This is a genomic window from Streptomyces asoensis, assembly GCF_013085465.1.
GTDB classification, from domain to species: Bacteria; Actinomycetota; Actinomycetes; order Streptomycetales; family Streptomycetaceae; genus Streptomyces; species Streptomyces cacaoi_A.
Window position 1 is genome coordinate 641,119 of sequence record NZ_CP049838.1, and the last position, 16,924, is coordinate 658,042.

The window sequence follows — 16,924 nt, forward strand, 5'->3', positions numbered from 1 at the left end:
TCCTAGCATATCTTGGTGACTCCAATCACCTCACGGCGTCTTCGCCGCCCCCCACACCCCGTCAGACCCCGCCGCCTGTACGGGGCCCTGCTCCTGGTCCTGGGTCTGACGGTCCCCTCGCTCCCGTCGGCCACCGCCGCGCCGGCCGGGCCGGCCGTCACGGCGATCCCCCAGGTATGGCCGACGCCCCGGCACATCGAGTCCACAGGCCGACAGATCGACGTCCCCGACCGGGTGGTCGAGGTGGTCGGACCGGACACCGACGCCTCCGCCCGCCGCGTCGTCGAGGCCGCGCTGCGGGCCGCCGGAGCCGACCGGATCGTCACGGTCCCCTCCGACGCCCGCACGCCCGCGGCCGCGCTCACCGTCTTCGTCGGCGGCCCGCACGAGAATCCCGCCACCGCGGGCGCGCTGCGGCGACTCGCTGTCGGCTCCCCGGCCGGACTGCCCCCGGAGGGATACGTCCTGGCCTCCGGCCGCCACGCCGGACGCGCCCTGCTCGCCCTCTCCGGCGCCGACGCCACCGGCACCTACTACGCCGCCCAGACCCTCCGCCAACTCCTCACCGGCCCCCGTCTGCCCGCGGTGAGCGTCCGCGACCGGCCCACGGCCCGGCTGCGCGGGGTCGTCGAGGGCTTCTACGGCACCCCCTGGACGCACGCCGAGCGGCTGAGCCGACTCGACTTCTACGGGCGCACCAAACAGAACGTGTACGTCTACTCGCCGAAGGACGACGCGTATCTGCGGGAGCGCTGGCGCGACGAGTACCCCGCCGCCGAGCTGGGCCGGCTGCGCGAGCTCGTCGACCGGGCCGGCACCGACCACGTCCGCTTCACCTACGCCCTCTCCCCCGGCCTGTCGGTCTGCTACTCCTCCGCCACCGACACCGCCGCGCTGGTCCGCAAGTTCGCCTCGCTGTACGACATCGGGGTGCGCTCCTTCGCGATCCCGCTGGACGACATCAGCTACACGAAGTGGAACTGCCCCGCCGACGAGGAGGAGTTCGGCAGCGGGGGCGGCGCGGCCGGAGCCGCACAGGCCCGGCTGCTCAACCAGGTGTGGCGGGACTTCTCGGCCGGCCGTTCCGGTCTCCAGCCACTGGAGACGGTCCCCACCGAGTACTCCGACCTCGCCGACACCCCGTACAAGAAGGCGCTGCGCGAGCGGCTCGACCCGGGCGTGGTCGTCGAGTGGACGGGCGTCGGCGTCATCGCGCCGACGGTCACCGCCGCGCAGGTGCGGCAGGCCCGCGCGGTGTTCGGGCACCCGGTCCTGGTCTGGGACAACTACCCGGTCAACGACTACGCCACCAGCCGTCTGCTGCTCGGCCCCTACACCGGCCGGGAGCCGGACGTGGCCCGTGAGGCCGTCGGCGTCACCGCCAACCCGATGGTCCAGGGCGAGGCGAGCAGGCTCGCGCTGTTCACCTCGGCGGCGTACCTGTGGAACCCGGACGGCTACGACCCGCAGGCCGCCTTCCTCGCCTCCGTCCGTGATCTCGCGGGCAGTGCGCACGCGGGGAAATGGCTGCGGATCTTCGCCGAGAACAACTACTCGTCCCAGCTGAACGCCACCGAGTCCCCGACCCTGGCCCCGCTCATCGCCGCCTTCGGTACGGCCCATGAGGGGGACAGCGGCCTCGCCCGGGCGACGGCCGCGCTGCGGTCCTACTTCACCGACATGGCCGCCACGCCCGCCCGGTTGCGCGCCGGTCTCGCCAACCCCGGCTTCCTGTCCGAGACTTCCCCCTGGCTGGACAAGCTGGGCTCCTACGGCACCGCCGGACTGACCGCCGTGGACCTGCTGCTGGCCGGCAAGCGGGGTGACGACGAGGACGTGTCGACGTACTGGACCAGGCTGCGCAGCGAACGCAAGGCGCTGGACGCGATCCCGCAGCAGGTCGCGCCGGGTGTGCTGGACGGCTTCCTCTACCGGGCGATGATCCGGTACGCCCCCGACCCCGGCGCGGACCCGTCCTTCTCGCCCGCTTCGCTGTCCCTCGAACCCGGGGCGAGCGCCACGGTCACCCTCACCCTCGCCGATCGCCGGTCCACCGCCGCGACGTCCGTCGACTGGAGGCTCACCGTGCCCGACGGCGTCACCGCGTCCCCGGCCGGCGGCACGGTCACCGTCCCGGCCGGCGGCAGCTCGACGGCCACCGTCACCTTCACCGCCGCCCGGGGCGCCTCGGCGGGTGTCCGCTCGGTCGTGGTGTCCGGCGGTTCCGGCGGCCTCACCCGGGCGATCCCCGTCCGGGTGACCGACGGCACGGGGACGCCACGGGCGCTCACCGCCGACTTCAGCGGCGGGTCCGTCAGTTCCGTCGACCTCGTCTCCGGGACCAGTACGGCGATCAAGGTCGGCGCCAACCCCGGCGAGGTGGTCGTGAGCGCCGACGGCCGTACCGCGTACGCGGCCGACCAGGGGTCGGACTCGGTCAGTGTGATCGATGTGCCGAGCGGGACGGTCACCGGCACGGTCGCGGTGGGGCGTGTGCCGGCCGGGCTCGCCCTCACCCCCGACGGCGGCACGCTCTGGGTGGCGAACTACACGGACGGCACCGTGCAGCCCGTCGACACCGGCACCCTGACGGCGGGCGCGGCCGTCCCCGTCGGCTCGGGTCCGGAGAACATGGCGGTCACGCCCGGCGGCGGCACCCTGTACGTGGCGAACATCCACGACGCCACGGTCACCCCGGTCGACCTCGCGACCCGTACGGCCGAGGCCGCGATACCGGTGGGGCCGTCGCCGTTCAACGTGGTCGCGGCGCCGGACGGGCGGACCGTGTACGTGTCCGACTCCGGGGGTTCGACGGTGACTCCGATCGACACGGCCACGAACGACACCGGCCCGACGCTGCTCGTCTCCGGTCAGGCCTACGGCCTCGCGCTCTCCCCGGACGGCCGGACCCTGTGGGTCAGCGCCAGCACCGGGGACACCGTCACACCGGTCGACACGGTGACCGGTGCCCCGGGGACGCCGGTCACGGTGGGCAGGTCGGCCTTCGACGTGGGCCTGAACTGGAACGGCAGCACGGCGTACGTCACGACGGCCGACGCAAACGCCTTGGTACCGGTCGACATCGCCTCGGGGAAGGCCGGTACCCCGCTCCCCACCGGTGCCTATCCGCTGGCGGTGGCCCTGATCCCCTAGGGACGGGGCCTCCCGGCACAGCGACCACGTGGAGCGTCTAGTGCTGTGACCGCATAGGTTCGCCGGGTCGGCGGTCGTGGCGGTTGCCTGTGCGGTGACATCGATCCGACCGCTGGAGGCGCGGTGGCCGAGCCCGTCCGTGTGCGCAGACTGACCGACCACGAGGGGCAGAAAAGCAGATCGTGCGCGGGCGATGATGCTGCTGGCCTCCGCTGGAGGAAGACGGGTGCCGGTGATCGCGCAGCTGGTGCAGGCCGACGAGGACACCGTCCGGGATGTGGACGACCGGGCGGCGTTCGAGTGGTGGGGCGGTCACCTACGACTGCCATGTCTGCCGGCAGCCCTACGAGCGCCCCGACCTGGCCGCCTGCGCCACGCACGACGCGGTAGGACGGCATCATCGCGTCGAAGGCGCCCTTGAACTGCTGAATCGACCCACAAAGCCCTGACCGCACCACACGGGCCTCGACCCGGAATCCTGGGGACAGGGACTGTGGGACGGGAACTCGACGCCACGTAGGCAGGCAATCTCCGGAATCCCAGCAGCACGCGGTGGCGGTAGCCCTCCGGCCGGCCGCCCCAGCCGTCCAGTCATGCCGGTATGGGCACAACGGCCGGATGACCTGTCATTTGGGGATTCGGGCCATGCCGCAGCCGGGACTGCCCGGATGGTCGCCTGGGCCTGAGGTTGGGGCCGCGCTTCAGCGAGGCAGCAGGACGTCGACCTGCCCCCGGATGTCCTGCACGATCTCCTCGACGCTCAAGGCGGTGTTCACGCCCGCCGCCATGCTGAGGAACATCACTGCGGACACGATGTGTGCCAGCGTCGCGGCGTCGCCCTCCGCGACCCGATCGTCTCGGCGCAGCACGGCGGCGACGGCCTCCTCGGTCTGCGCGACGATGGCCAGTGCCGCGCCGTGCCGGGGCTCCTCGGGGTCGCCGAAGACCATCTCTCGCAGGTAGGTGCGTCCGTTGTCGATCTGGATGCGGTTGCACTCGACGATCGGCCGGACGATCGCCAGCACCGCGTCCAGCACGCCAGGGATGGCCTCGGCGTCCGCCCGGCCCTGCTCAAGTGCTTCGACGTACTTGGCGTTCTGGACAAGGAGGAGGAGTTCGCCCTTGGTCTTGGCATAAAGGAACAGGGTCCCGGTGCCGATGTCGGCCTTGTCGGCGATCTGCTGGGTCGTGACCTCGTCGACGCCGTGTTCGGCGAACAGTTCACTGGCGGCAGCGACGATGCGGTCGAGTTTCTCCTGCTTGTTCCGCTCGCGCCGTCCGACCGACTGGGAGGCGACAGACATGGGTGGTGTCCTCGTGCGTTCTGTGTCGCCCGTCGCGGTTGCGGCGGGTCAGTTGTTGCCGATGACGGCCTTGCCGCGGATGCCGCCCTGGGACAGGGACTGCAGCGCCTGCGGGGTCTGGTCGAAGCCGACCACCTTTCCCACGACCGGGCGCACCACGCCCTGGTCGACGAGGGTGGTGATCTGGCGGAGCTGGTCGCCGCTGGCGCGCATGAACAGGAACTCGTACGTCACGCCGAGCTTCTTGGCCTGCCTGCGGATCTTGCCGCTCAGGCCTGCGACCGCCAGGCGCAGCAGCGGGTTCAGGCCGGCCTCGCGGGCGAACCCGGGGTCCGGGGGACCGGAGATCCCGATGGCCTTGCCGCCGCGCTTGAGCACCCGCAGGGACTTCTCGAGATTCTCACCACCGAGGCTGTCCAGCACCAGGTCGTAGCCGGTCAGGAGCTGCTCGAAGTCCTGACTGCGGTAATCGATCACCGTGTCCGCGCCGAGCGCGCGCACGAAGTCCGCGTTGGAACCGCTGGCGGTCGTGGCGACGCTCGCCCCGAGGTGCGCGGCGAGCTGGATCGCGATCGAACCGACCCCGCCGGCGCCGGCGTGGATGAGAACCTTCTGCCCGGGCCGCACCTTCCCGCGCTCCACCAGCGCCTGCCACGCCGTGAGCGCCGCCAGCGGCAGCGAGCCGGCCTCTTCCATGCTGATGGAAGCGGGCTTGAGCGCCAGGTCGCCTTCCGCTATGGCGATGCGCTCGGCGAAGGTGCCGATGCGGTCCTGGTGGGGCCGGGCGTAGACCTCGTCTCCGGGCTTGAAGCCGCGAACCGCCGTCCCGACGCTGATGACGGTGCCCGCGACGTCGTTGCCCAGGATCAGCGGCAGCTTGTAGGGCAGGATCTGCTTGAACTCACCGGCGCGGATCTTCTCATCCAGCGGGTTCAGTCCGGCAGCCTCCACCCGGACGAGCACGTCGTGCTCCCCCACGGTGGGTTCGGGGACATCCGCCTCTTGCAGCGGCTCCTTGTACTTGGTGACGACGAACGCTCGCATGGGGCGCCACTCCTTGTCTTCATCCTGTTTATCCAGGCGTGAGGCCAGATCAGCCAATTCGGCGTGCCATGGGGCCTCGCCTCACTCACTCACTCAACCCGAGTGAACTCAATTATGAGTCTACTCAGGATTATTCTCAACCGAGGGCGCCCTGGACCCGCAACGCGCCCTTCCCGGTGCCACATGCCGGCCGCGTGCACCCGCCGGCAGCAGCGGGCCCCGGCCACCACCGAAGACACCCCTCCGGCGCGAGCCGCAGCCCTGCCTCCGCCCCCGTGCGAGCCGCCGCCCCGGCCGCCGTCACCGAAGCACCCCCGCGAGCCGCAGCCCCGCCCCCTCCGAAGCCCCGAGCCGCAGTTCCGTCCTGTCCGGCCGTGCCCACAGGCCCGCCCCGTCCCGTTCGGCCGCGCCCGGAGCCGACCCGGCCGGGGCGGCCGGCGTCAGGCGACGCTCAGGACGATCTTCCCGGTGGTGCGGCCCTGCTCGCCGATCTCGTGCGCCTTCGCGGCCTCGGCCAGCGGGACGACGGTCTCGACCACGGGCGTGAGCGCGCCCCGCTCGGCCAGGGCGGCGATCTCGCGCAGACCCAGGTGGTCGGGCTCGACCAGCATCCACACCGCCCGCACGTGGCCGGGGACGTCGGCGGGGACGTCGTCGGGGCCGGGCAGGGTGATCAGCCGGCCGCCCGGGCGCAGCACCGTCAGGGACCGCTCGGCGTTCTGGCCGCCGAGCCCGTCCAGCACCACGTCCACGTCCCCGACGGCGTCCTCGAAGCGGACCGTGCGGTAGTCGATCACCTCGTCCGCGCCCAGCTGCCGCAGCAGGTCGTGCTTGCCGGCGCTGGCCGTGCCGATGACGTACGCGCCGCGGGCCTTGGCGATCTGCACGGCCAGGTGGCCGACCCCGCCGGCCGCCGCGTGCACCAGCACCCGCTCACCGGCGCGCACCCCGGCGGTGTCCACCAGGGCCTGCCAGGCGGTCAGCGCGGCCAGCGGCAGCGCCGCCGCCTGCACGTGGGTGAGGTTCGCCGGCTTGGGCGCGAGGTGGCGGGCCGGGGCGACGACGTACTCGGCGTAGGCGCCGACCTGCCGCGGGAACAGCGGCATGCCGTACACCTCGTCCCCGGGGCGGAACATCCCCACGCCCGGTCCGACGGCCTCCACGGTGCCGGAGACGTCCCAGCCGACCGCCGGGACCTCGCCCCACTCGATCAGGGCCCCGCTGGCCCGGGTCTTGAAGTCCACCGGATTCACACCGGCCGCGTGGACCCGCACCAGGACCTCGTTCAGTCCCGGCTCGGGCCGGGCGACCTCACGCTCCACGAGCACCTCCGGTCCGCCCCACTGCTCCACGACCACCGCACGCATACTGTCCGCCTCACTCTTTCCGTCTTGATCGGATACCGGCCGCCCGGGCCCTTCCCGGCGCGACGCAGTCCACGATCCGGCACCCGCTCCCACCATGGTGTTGGCCGTCAGGCCACTATGTGACAGGATCTGGCCATGAGCGAGATGCAGTGGCCGTGCACCGACCCCCGCCCCGACCCGAGCGCCGACGCGGCCGGGCGGCACCGCATCGCCGTCCTCGCCCTGCCCGGCGTCCCGCCCTTCGAACTCGGCATCCCCTCCCGCGTCTTCGGCAGCGTCCTGGACGCCGGCTCACGCCCGCTGTACGAGGTCACCGTCTGCACCGCCGACGGCGCCCCGGTCCTCAGCGACGCCGGGTTCACCGTGCAGCCCGCGGCCGGTCCCGAGGCCCTGGCCGCCGCGGACACCGTGATCGTCCCGCCCACGCACGCCATGCCCGAGCTGGGCCACGGCGGCCCGCTGCCGCCCGAGGTCACCGCGGCCATCGCCGGCATCCGGCCCGGCACCCGCCTGGTGTCCATCTGCACCGGCTCCTACGTCCTGGCCGCCGCGGGCCTCCTCGACGGCCGGCCCGCCACCACCCACTGGCACCTCGCCCCCGAGTTCCGCCGCGCCTACCCCCGCGTCAAGGTCGACGAGGAGGTCCTCTTCGTCGACGACGGCGACGTCCTGACCTCCGCGGGCGTCGCCGCCGGCGTCGACCTGTGCCTGCACATGATCCGCCGCGACCACGGCGCCGCCGCCGCCAACCGCGCCGCCCGCATGTGCGTCGTCCCGCCCTGGCGGGACGGCGGCCAGGCCCAGTACATCGACCGCCCGGTGCCCGAACCCACCGTCGCCACCACCACCGCCACCCGCGCCTGGGCCCTGGAACACCTCGGCGAACCCCTCTCCCTGAACCGCCTGGCCGAACACGCCCGGATGAGCCTGCGCTCCTTCACCCGCCGCTTCCGCGACGAGGTCGGCATGACCCCCGTGCAGTGGCTCACCGCGCAACGCCTGGAACTGGCCAAGCAGTTGCTGGAGACCACCGACCTGTCCATCGACCTGGTCGCCCACCGCTGTGGCTTCGGCTCCGCCAACTCCCTGCGCGCCCACATGCGCACCGCCTTCGGTGTCTCACCCGCCTCCTACCGCCGCACCTTCCATACCGACGACCTGGTGGAAGCGGGCGTCTGAGGACACATCAGCGCCGCACATACCCGCTCCGCGGGCCGGCCGGGATCCGCCTGATCATCCGCTGCCGGTGCCCCCTCCAGCGGAGGCCAGCAGCATCATCGCCCGCCGATGGCGCACCGAACTCGTGCTGCCCCGGCGCACGATCTGCTGCAGCTTCTGCCCCTCGTGGTCGGTCAGTCTGCGTACACGGACGGGCTCGGCCACCGCGCCTCCAGCGGTCGGATCGGATGTCACCGCACAGGCAACCGCCACGACCGCCGACCCGGCGAACCTATGCGGTCACAGCACTAGCCGGCGGTGCGTCGGATCCGTCCGGCGTACCGCCGCTCCAGCTCCAGGTTGCCCTCGAAGCCGCCGGGCACGTTGGCGGAGACGTAGACCGGGGGGCGGTCGCCGGAGGCGAGGAGCTGGGCGGCGGCCTCGGCGACCGTCATCTGCACCAACAGGGCGCCGGTGAGCGTGGACAGGGCGCAGACCGCGCCGCCGCCGGGCAGCGGGAGGAGGGCGTCGCCGGGCGGGGCCGCGTTGTCGAGGGCGACGTCGGCGAGGTCGGCGAGCTTCCTGCCGCTGGGGTGGACGGCCGGCACGGCCGCGGTGTGGGCCAGGGAGGTGATGGCGAGCAGACGGTGACCCCGCCCCTTGGCGTGCAGGGCCATCTCGACCACGACGCTGTTGACCCCGGAGTTGGAGATGACGACGAAGAGGTCCTGGGGGCGGGGGGCGGCGAGTTCGTAGAGGCGCAGCGCGATGCCGGGCTGACGTTCGAGGAGCGGGTCGTCGAGGACGCCGGGGTGGTCGCCGCCGTGGAGGACGAGGTCGGCCATCTGGAGGCGGTTGGTGGGCACCAGTCCGCCGGCCCGGCCTGCCAGTTCGAGGACGAGAGCCTGGGAGTGGCCGGTGCCGAAGGCCTGGACCACGCCGTCCTCGCGGACGCAGTCGGCGATCAGCCCGGCGGCCGCGCTCACGTCGGCGCGCGCCGACTCGGTGAGGCGGTTCAGGACGGCCAGGCTCTCGCGCGCGAAGGTCTCGGCACTCACGGACTCGACGGTCACGTCACACTCCCCACTGGTGGATTGAACCACCCCATACACATCTAGAGATGAATCAATAAATCACAAGCCGAGGGGCGCGGGCAACGGGCCCGGCAGGGTCGGCCGGTTCGGCCCGACCATCAGTGACCATCGGTCCTGATATTCAAGGGTCGTGCGAACGGGTGGCTGGTACCTTCTCTGCATGCCCTCGACCGATGTCACCACCCTGATCCGCACCGAGCTGCCCCGGCTGGCCGGCTCCCTGCGGAAGGTCGGCGAGCTGATCCTGGAGGATCCGGCCGCCGTCACCCACTGCTCGGCCGCGGAGCTGGGGCGTCGCACCGGCACCTCCCAGGCCACCGTCACCCGGTTCTGCCGGGCCGTCGGCCTCGACTCCTACCAGCATCTGCTGATCGAACTCGCCCAGGAGCGCGGCCGCGGCGAATCCTCCGACTGGGGCAGCGCCGAGATCGGTCCGGACATCTCCCCCGACGACAGCCTGGAGCGGGTCGTCCAGGTCGTCGGCACCGCCGACCTGCGGGCCGTTCAGCAGACGATCGACCGGATCGACCTGGACGCGATCGAGCGCGCGGCCCAGGCCGTGGCCCGCGCCCGGCGCATCGACGTCTACGGCGTCGGCGGCAGCGGCGCGGTCGCGCAGGAGACCGAGACACGGCTGTTCCGGATCGGCTGCGCGGTGCGCGGCTGGACCGAGGTGCACGCGGCCACCACCTCGGCCGCCCTGCTGACCCCGGCGGACGTGGCGATCGGCATCTCCCACTCCGGGGCGACCCGGGAGACGATCGAGCCGTTCGAGCTGGCCAAGGAGCGCGGCGCCACGACCGTCGCCCTCACCGCCGACTCGCGTTCGCCGCTGGCCCGCGCCGCCGACGTGCGGCTCATCTCCTCGTCTTCGGAGACCAGCTTCCGCACCGGCAGCATCGGTGCGCGCCACTCGGTGCTCATGCTCATCGACTGCCTCTACGTACGGGTCGGCCAGCTCTCCTATCAGCGGGCGAGCGCCTCCCTCGCGCTGACCGACCACATCGCCGGGGCGCATGCGGTGAAGGCCCGGCGAGCCCGCTGAGCCGATCGACCATGCATGGATGAGCCAACCAAAATGACAAGAGATGGTTGATTGAACCACCCTGCGGTGCCAGGATGGGGCTCCCCCGCGCACTCCTAGGAGCCCCATGCGTGTCATCTCTGTCGAGTCGACCGAGCTCTTCACCGGCACGGAGGACGAGCCGCGCCAGGTGGTCGCGGTCGACGTCGGGCACGACCCCGGCCGGCCGGTCCGGCTGAGCGTGACGGGCCCGGGCGTCCGCAGCGTCGGCGAGACCGCCGTCACCGTCGGCGAGGACGGCACCGTACGCGCCGAGATACCCGTGGCCGTCGACGGCCTCGCCCCCGGCGACCGCCGCGAGATCACGGTCACGGCCGTCGACGGATCCCGACTGGCCCGGCACACGGCCGAGTTCACCGTCGCCGAGCCCGGCTGGACGATGTTCATGGTCAGCCACTTCCACTACGACCCCGTCTGGTGGAACACCCAGGCCGCCTACACCGAGACCTGGGACGTCGCCGACGACCCGGCCGTCACCGGACTGCCCGCCCGGACCTTCGACTCGCGCGGCCAGTCCGGCATGAGCCTGGTGCGGGCCCACTGCGACCTGGCCCGGCGCGACCCGGCCTACACGTTCGTGCTCGCCGAGGTCGACTACCTCAAGCCGTACTGGGACGCCTTCCCCGAGGAGCGGGCCTTCCTGCGCCAGCTGATCCGCACCGGCCGGGTCGAGATCATGGGCGGCACCTACAACGAGCCCAACACCAACCTCACCGGCGCGGAGGCCACCGTACGCAACGCGCTGTACGGCGACGGCTTCCAGCGCGGGATCATCGGGGCGGCGCCGGAGACCGCCTGGCAGCTGGACGCGTTCGGGCACGACCCGCAGTTCCCGGGGCTGATGGCGGACGCGGGAATCACGTCCAGTTCCTGGGCGCGCGGCCCGTTCCACCAGTGGGGGCCGACCCTGTCGGTGTTCGGCGAGGAGCCCCGCGACCCGCGACGCATGCAGTTCCCGGCCGAGTTCAGCTGGATCGCCCCCTCCGGGCGCGGGCTGCTGACCGCGTACATGGTCAACCACTACGGCGCCGGCTGGGCCATCGACAACGCGCCCACGCTGCCCGAGGCGGAGGCCGCCGCACTCAAGCTCTTCCAGGGCCTGAAGAAGGTCGCGCTCACGCGCAACGTCCTGCTGCCCGTCGGCGGCGACTACGCCCCGCCGTGCCGCTGGGTGATGGGCATCCACCGCGACTGGAACGCCCGTTATGTCTGGCCGCGGTTCGTCAGCGGCGTGCCCCGGGACTTCTTCGCCGCCGTCCGGGCGGAGTTGGAGCGGGAGGGGCGGACGGCGTCCCCGCAGACCCGGGACATGAACCCGGTCTACACCGGCAAGGACGTCTCCTACATCGACACCAAGCAGGCCCAGCGGTACGGCGAGACACTGCTCGCCGACGCCGAGGCCTGGGCGACCCTCGCCTCCCTGGTCGCCGGGCACCCCTTCCCGGACGCGGCCCTGGACAAGGCCTGGCGGCAGCTGATCTACGGCGCCCACCACGACGCGATCACCGGCTCGGAGTCGGACCAGGTCTACATCGACCTGCTCACCGGCTGGCGGGAGCTGTACGACCTCGCCGGAGCGGTGCACACCGACGCGACCGACGCGCTGGCCCGCAAGGTGGTCGCGCTGCCCGGCGGCGCGCCCGACCTGGTCGTCTTCAACTCCGCGACCTGGCGGCGCAGGGACGTCCTGACCGTCGCCGACCCCGGTCTGGTCCCGCTGGACCTCGACGGCCTGCCGCTGCCCGCGGTGCTCGAGGACGGCACCCTGCGGGTCGTCGTCCCCGAGGTGCCGGGCATGGGCCTCAAGGCGCTCTCCCTCGCCGAGGGCCGGGCACCCGGCTGGACGGCCGGCGAAGGGACGACGATCCGCAACACGTTCTACGAGGTGACGGTCGACCCCGCGCGCGGCGGAGGCGTCAGCAGTCTGCGCGCGCTCACCGAGGGCGGCCGGGAGCTGCTGCGATCCGGGGACATCGGCAACGAGCTCGTGGTGCAGGAGGAGTATCCGCGGCATCCGCGCTTCGGCGAGGGCCCCTGGCACCTCACGCCGACCGGCACCACCCTGGCCCGCAGCCGTGACGTGACCGCTGACATCGATGTCGAGCACTCGCCGGCCGGCTCCCGCGTCACCGTCCGGGCCGATCTCGGGCTGTTCCGGTACACCCAGCGGCTCACGCTGTGGGCGGGCGTGGACCGGCTGGACGTGACGACGACCGTCGACGGCTACGACGGCGCGGACCGGCTGATCCGGGTGCGCTGGCCCTCGGACGTGCGCGGCGGGCTGCCGGTGCACGAGGTCGCGGACGCGGTCGTCGGGCGCGGCTTCGGGTTCGTGGAGGTGGACAGCGAGCGGTTCCCGTGGACGCTGGACAACCCCGCGAACTCCTGGTTCGGCCTGGGCTCCACGGCCCGCGTCGCCGTCCACGACGGCGCGGGCCGACTCCTCGGCCACCGGTCGATCGGCGTCGCCGAGCTGGTGTTCGCCGACTGGGACACCGCCGGCGAGCTGGGCACCCCCCTCGCCGCTGCCCTGGTACGGGTGGGCGTCACGGCCACCTCGACGATCGCGGGCGGCCCGCGCTACGGCGACCTGGAGGTCGACTCCAACCTGCCCGACATCCGGATCGCCGTGGGCGGCCCGGAGCGCAATCCCGTGGTCGCCGAGGCACTCGGCTGGGACCCGGCGGCGGCCCGCGAGGTGCGCCGCCAACTGGCCGAGGAGGGCCTGGCCGTCGTATGGGTGGCGCCCCGCGCCTCGCTGCGCGAGGAGTGGGTGCCCGGCGCCGACCTGCGCGACCTGGAACGGCTGCCGCTGCTGGTGGTGGCGGGCGTCGGCCCCGAGGACGACATGAAGGCCGTCGACGCGCTGGTCGCCGACCTGGACGACGCGACCGTACGGGCCACCGCGGCCGGTGGCGGGGAGGCGCTGCCGCCGGGCGACGCGTGGGACGGCCGGGGCTTCGCGGTCCTCAACCGGGGCACGCCGGGCTGTGTGGTCACCTCCTCCGGCGACCTCTACACGTCCCTCATGCGCTCGTGCACGGGCTGGCCCTCCGGTATCTGGGTCGACCCGCCCCGGCGTACCGCGCCGGACGGCTCCGCCTTCCAGCTCCAGCGCTGGTCGCACACCTTCGAGTACGCGGTCGTCGCGGGCGAGGGCGACTGGCGCGAGCTGGGCTGGCCGCGCGCCGGGCATGCCTTCAACCATCCGCTCACCGCGCGGCTGCGCGAGCCCTGCGAGACACCGGCCGACCTGCCGAGGAACGCGGCCCTGCTGAGACTTCAGCCCGAGGGCCGGGTGCTGCTGGACGCGCTGAAGCCGGCCGGCTCCCCGCTGGCCCGGGGCGGCACCGCGCCGCCCGACCCCGCGCACGGGGTCGTCGTACGGGTGCACGAGGTGGACGGACGGCCGGTGAGGGCGCGGCTGGTGGGTCCCTCGCCATGGACGGAGGGCAGCCGGGCGGATGTGCTGGAACGGCCCGGTCAGCCTCTCGACCCGGGCCCGGACGGCGCGTTGGAGCTCGACCTGACGGGCTTCGAGGTGGCCACCGTGCTGGCCTCGCCGTCGGCCGGCCCGCGGGCGGAGGGGCCCGGGGTCGCCGCGCGGGAACCCGCCCAGCCGGTGTACACCCGCTACTGGCTGCACAACTCCGGGCCGGCCCCCCGGGGCAACCTGCCCGTGGCCGTCCACCTCGCACCGGCCGCGCTCACCGCCGACGGCCCGGTCACCGCGACGGTCCGCGTCTCCTCCGAGCTCACCGACGCGCCGGTGTCGGGCACGGTGGCGCTGGAGGTGCCGCCCGGCTGGAGCGTCGAGCCCGCCGCACTGCCGTACGCGCTCGGCCCGGGCGGCTTCACGCTCACGGAGGTCACCGTCACACCGCCCGCGGACCCCGTGCCGGGCCGGTACCTGCTCGCCGCGCGGCTGGCGTACGGCGGACAGACGTACGAGGACGTGGTCGCCCTGGATGTGCCCGGGGAGGCCGCGCCGGGCGGACCCGACGGGCGGACCGGGCCGAGCCTGGTGATGGAGCTGGGCGCCGACCGGATCGAGGTGCGCCGGGGCGAGCGGGTGCGGGTGCCGGTGCACGTGCGCAACACGACGCGCGGTCCGGTGAGCGGGACGCTGTGGGCACTGTCGTCCTGGGGCACCTGGGCCGGTGTGGGGCCGGGCTGCCAGGGGTTCGCGGTGTCCGCCGGGGAGAGCGCGGTGTGCGAGGTGGAGGTGGACGGTTCGGCGGTACCGCCGGGCTCGTACTGGCTGATGGCCAAGGCCGGCTGGCACGGCTGCGTGGCCTACACGGAGGCGGTCGTGCTGGAGGTGACGTCATGAGCGGGCCCACGTTGGTGGGAGACGAGCCCGCGCCCGGACAGCCGGCGCCGACAACCCAGCACGCCCTGAGCAGGCACCCGGTGCTGGGAGACGAGGCCACCCACGGACAGACGCCGCCGGCGGCACGCCACGTCGTGAGCGAGGACGCGCCGGTACCGGACGAGGCGGCACGCGGACAAGCGGCGTCGGCCGCACACCACGCCGTGAGGGGGCATGCGGCGCTGGTGCGTGGTGAGGCCGTGCCCGAGGGGCGGGTGGACGTGGTGCTGGACGCGGTGCCCGCCCGGGACCGGGAGACCCGGCCGGAGGCACTGGCCCGCGCGCAGCGGCAGCGCAGACGGTGGGCCACGCAGGTCGTGGTCGTCGACGAACTGGCCCGCCGCGCCTGCGCCGAGCGCGGCCTCGCACCACCGCCCGAGGTGTCCCCGGCGCGGGTGCTCGCGGTGTCCGGCACCGAGGTCGCCGACCTGGGCAGCATCGTCGCCGTGGCACTCGCCCACTCCCCCGCGGTGCGCGCCCTGCTGGCGGCGCTGGAGGCCGAGCAGCAGGTGCCGGAGCAGGCCGCACGGGCCTACTACGACCGCAATCCGGACCGATTCCTCACCCCCGAGGCGCTGCGGCGCGGCGTCGACCCGTACGGAGTTGCCGGCGCCGGGGACTTCCTGCCGTACGCGGAGGTCCGTGACCAGGTGGTGCGGGAGCTGCGGCGGGCGGTGGGCCGGCAGGCCTTCTTCGACTGGCTGGACCGGGCCCGGGCCGAGGTGGAGTACGCGCCCGGGCACGAGCACCCGGGCGACCCGTCGCACCCGGACCACGAGCACCGGCACTGAACACGCCGGTAACCACCCGGAACCGAAAAGCAACACGGCAAGGCATTGACCTCCGATGAATTCTGGTCCACCTTTTCATCAATCGGAGTCCAAGTTGGTGATTTGAACCAGCAGTTTGGCCAGCGCTTGGACCGGCACTTTGGGCCAGCAGCCCGCATCAGCGGCTGCCGGATCGCAGGAGGCAACATGCGTGCGGGAAGACTGACCGGAACCGTGGCAGGCGTCATAGCCCTGGCCCTGACCGCGGCCGGCTGCGGCCTGTCGGGCGGCTCCGACGGCGGGGACGCCACGGCCGGCGGCTGCGAGGTCGACAAGGGCAACGTCGGTTCCGGGAAGCTCACCGGGGATGTCGAAGGGAAGATCACCTTCCAGACGACCAACCTGAAGAAAGACTTCGGCGACTTCTTCAACGGAGTGATCAAGGCGTTCGAGAAGGCCCACCCCGACGCCTCGGTCAAGTGGATCGACGACCCCGGCGACAACACCTTCACCCAGCGCACCGTCGCCGACGCCCAGGCCTGCACGTTGCCGGACGTCCTCAACCTCAACTCCGAGACCGGGACCGCCCTCACCAAGGCCGGCTACCTGCTCAACCTCGGCGTCAAGGACCCGGACGCCAAGGAGCCGTTCGTCCCGGCGTTCTGGAACTCCAGCACCATGAAGGACTCCTCGGGCATGCCGCAGCACACGGTGCTCCCCTGGTACACCGGCGGCATCGTCCTCACGTACAACACCGACCTGCTGGAGCGGGCCGGGATCGACCCGGCGAAACCTCCGACGACCCTGTTCGGACTGTTCGCCGACTACGAGAAGATCGCCAAGGCTGGCCAGGGCAAGTACTACGCGACGATGGCGAACCCGGTCTGGCGGATCCCGGCCGACTTCGACCAGATGAACATCAAGGTGCTGGCCGACGACGGCAAGACCGCCGTCTTCGCCGATGATCCGAGGACCACCGAGTGGGTCGCCTGGATGGCCAAGCTGTACAAGGAAGGGGCCATGCCCAAGGACTCACTGTCCTCCAGCAACGACCCCTCCACGCTGTACAGCCAGGGCAAGGTCGCCTACGGCTCGACGAACCCGAGCTTCGTGCGGTTCGTGAAGCAGAACAGCCCGTCGGTCTACACCAAGACCGGCGTCGGCCAGCAGCCCTACGACAAGCTCGGCCACACCACGGGGGCACCGCAGTACATCGGGGTCGCCGCCACCAGCAAGCACGCGCCCGCGGCGCTCGCCTTCGCGAAGTTCCTCACCGACGCCGAGAACCAGACGGCCTGGTGCAAGGACCCGAACGTGGTGATCTTCCCGACGACCACCGTCTCGCTGGACGACCCGTTCTTCCAGAAGGTGACCGGGGACGACCCCTTCTCCGAGGCCCGCAAGCTCGTCGCCGAACAGCTCAAGACCACCACCGCCTACCAGACCAACCTCTCCCCGGCCGTGCAGAACGCGATCGTGGCGCAGGTGCAGCTGGCGATGCAGGGCAAGAAGAGCCCCGAACAGGCCGTGAAGGACGCCCAGTCGAAGGCCGACGAGCTGCTGAAGCAGGCGGGCTGA

Annotated in this window: 10 protein-coding genes and 2 pseudogenes; 7 read left to right on the forward strand and 5 right to left on the reverse strand. The window is 72.6% G+C overall.

Going from position 1 to position 16,924, the window contains the following annotated elements:
- Positions 1 to 15: 15 nt before the first annotated feature.
- Positions 16 to 3,153, forward strand: a complete 3,138-nt coding sequence (locus G9272_RS03000; protein ID WP_367398541.1) for a beta-N-acetylglucosaminidase domain-containing protein — start codon at positions 16 to 18, stop codon at positions 3,151 to 3,153.
- Between the two features lie 123 nt (positions 3,154 to 3,276).
- A pseudogene (locus G9272_RS45055) lies at positions 3,277 to 3,433 on the forward strand (IS630 family transposase); the annotation flags it as partial.
- Positions 3,434 to 3,854: 421 nt separating this feature from the next.
- On the opposite strand, the gene G9272_RS03005 reads toward G9272_RS45055, so the two are convergent.
- The 3 genes from G9272_RS03005 to G9272_RS03015 form a co-directional block, all read right to left on the reverse strand.
- Complete coding sequence (locus G9272_RS03005; protein WP_171395064.1) at positions 3,855 to 4,457, reverse strand: TetR/AcrR family transcriptional regulator; 603 nt, start codon at positions 4,455 to 4,457, stop codon at positions 3,855 to 3,857.
- A gap of 48 nt (positions 4,458 to 4,505) precedes the next feature.
- Positions 4,506 to 5,501, reverse strand: coding sequence for an NADP-dependent oxidoreductase (locus G9272_RS03010; RefSeq protein WP_171401809.1), 996 nt, complete (start codon positions 5,499 to 5,501; stop codon positions 4,506 to 4,508).
- Positions 5,502 to 5,941: 440 nt separating this feature from the next.
- Positions 5,942 to 6,868: an NADP-dependent oxidoreductase gene (locus G9272_RS03015; RefSeq protein ID WP_171395065.1), complete on the reverse strand. Its 927-nt coding sequence runs from the start codon at positions 6,866 to 6,868 to the stop codon at positions 5,942 to 5,944.
- Between the two features lie 135 nt (positions 6,869 to 7,003).
- Here G9272_RS03015 and G9272_RS03020 point away from each other — a divergent pair, with 135 nt between their 5' ends.
- Complete coding sequence (locus tag G9272_RS03020; RefSeq protein WP_437184244.1) at positions 7,004 to 8,047, forward strand: GlxA family transcriptional regulator; 1,044 nt, start codon at positions 7,004 to 7,006, stop codon at positions 8,045 to 8,047.
- 72 nt (positions 8,048 to 8,119) lie between these two features.
- Here the strand turns inward: G9272_RS03020 and G9272_RS46105 are convergent.
- Together G9272_RS46105 and G9272_RS03025 are read right to left on the reverse strand one after the other, a co-directional pair.
- Positions 8,120 to 8,251, reverse strand: a pseudogene (locus G9272_RS46105) (IS630 family transposase); the annotation flags it as partial.
- A gap of 83 nt (positions 8,252 to 8,334) precedes the next feature.
- Positions 8,335 to 9,099 (reverse strand): sugar isomerase domain-containing protein, encoded by a 765-nt coding sequence (locus G9272_RS03025; protein ID WP_171395066.1) that lies wholly within the window; start codon positions 9,097 to 9,099, stop codon positions 8,335 to 8,337.
- A 181-nt stretch (positions 9,100 to 9,280) separates the two neighbouring features.
- Here G9272_RS03025 and G9272_RS03030 point away from each other — a divergent pair, with 181 nt between their 5' ends.
- The 4 genes from G9272_RS03030 to G9272_RS03045 all read left to right on the forward strand — a co-directional run bounded on the left by G9272_RS03030 (position 9,281) and on the right by G9272_RS03045 (position 16,924).
- On the forward strand, positions 9,281 to 10,165 hold the full coding sequence (locus G9272_RS03030) for a MurR/RpiR family transcriptional regulator (protein ID WP_171395067.1): 885 nt from the start codon (positions 9,281 to 9,283) through the stop codon (positions 10,163 to 10,165).
- Between the two features lie 106 nt (positions 10,166 to 10,271).
- Positions 10,272 to 14,537 (forward strand): NEW3 domain-containing protein, encoded by a 4,266-nt coding sequence (locus G9272_RS03035; RefSeq protein ID WP_171395068.1) that lies wholly within the window; start codon positions 10,272 to 10,274, stop codon positions 14,535 to 14,537.
- A gap of 203 nt (positions 14,538 to 14,740) precedes the next feature.
- The gene (locus tag G9272_RS03040) at positions 14,741 to 15,367 is read left to right on the forward strand and encodes a peptidyl-prolyl cis-trans isomerase (protein ID WP_171401811.1); all 627 of its coding nucleotides are present in this window, start codon (positions 14,741 to 14,743) and stop codon (positions 15,365 to 15,367) included.
- Between the two features lie 186 nt (positions 15,368 to 15,553).
- Positions 15,554 to 16,924, forward strand: a complete 1,371-nt coding sequence (locus tag G9272_RS03045) for an extracellular solute-binding protein (protein WP_171395069.1) — start codon at positions 15,554 to 15,556, stop codon at positions 16,922 to 16,924.

Excerpts from the sequence above, each read along its gene's own strand:
- G9272_RS03005 (WP_171395064.1), bottom strand. The coding sequence starts at position 4,457 with ATGTCTGTCGCCTCCCAGTCGGTCGGACGGCGCGAGCGGAACAAGCAG.
- G9272_RS03010 (WP_171401809.1), bottom strand. The coding sequence starts at position 5,501 with ATGCGAGCGTTCGTCGTCACCAAGTACAAGGAGCCGCTGCAAGAGGCG.
- G9272_RS03015 (WP_171395065.1), bottom strand. The coding sequence starts at position 6,868 with ATGCGTGCGGTGGTCGTGGAGCAGTGGGGCGGACCGGAGGTGCTCGTG.
- G9272_RS03020 (WP_437184244.1), top strand. The coding sequence starts at position 7,004 with ATGAGCGAGATGCAGTGGCCGTGCACCGACCCCCGCCCCGACCCGAGC.
- G9272_RS03030 (WP_171395067.1), top strand. The coding sequence starts at position 9,281 with ATGCCCTCGACCGATGTCACCACCCTGATCCGCACCGAGCTGCCCCGG.
- G9272_RS03035 (WP_171395068.1), top strand. The coding sequence starts at position 10,272 with ATGCGTGTCATCTCTGTCGAGTCGACCGAGCTCTTCACCGGCACGGAG.
- G9272_RS03045 (WP_171395069.1), top strand. The coding sequence starts at position 15,554 with ATGCGTGCGGGAAGACTGACCGGAACCGTGGCAGGCGTCATAGCCCTG.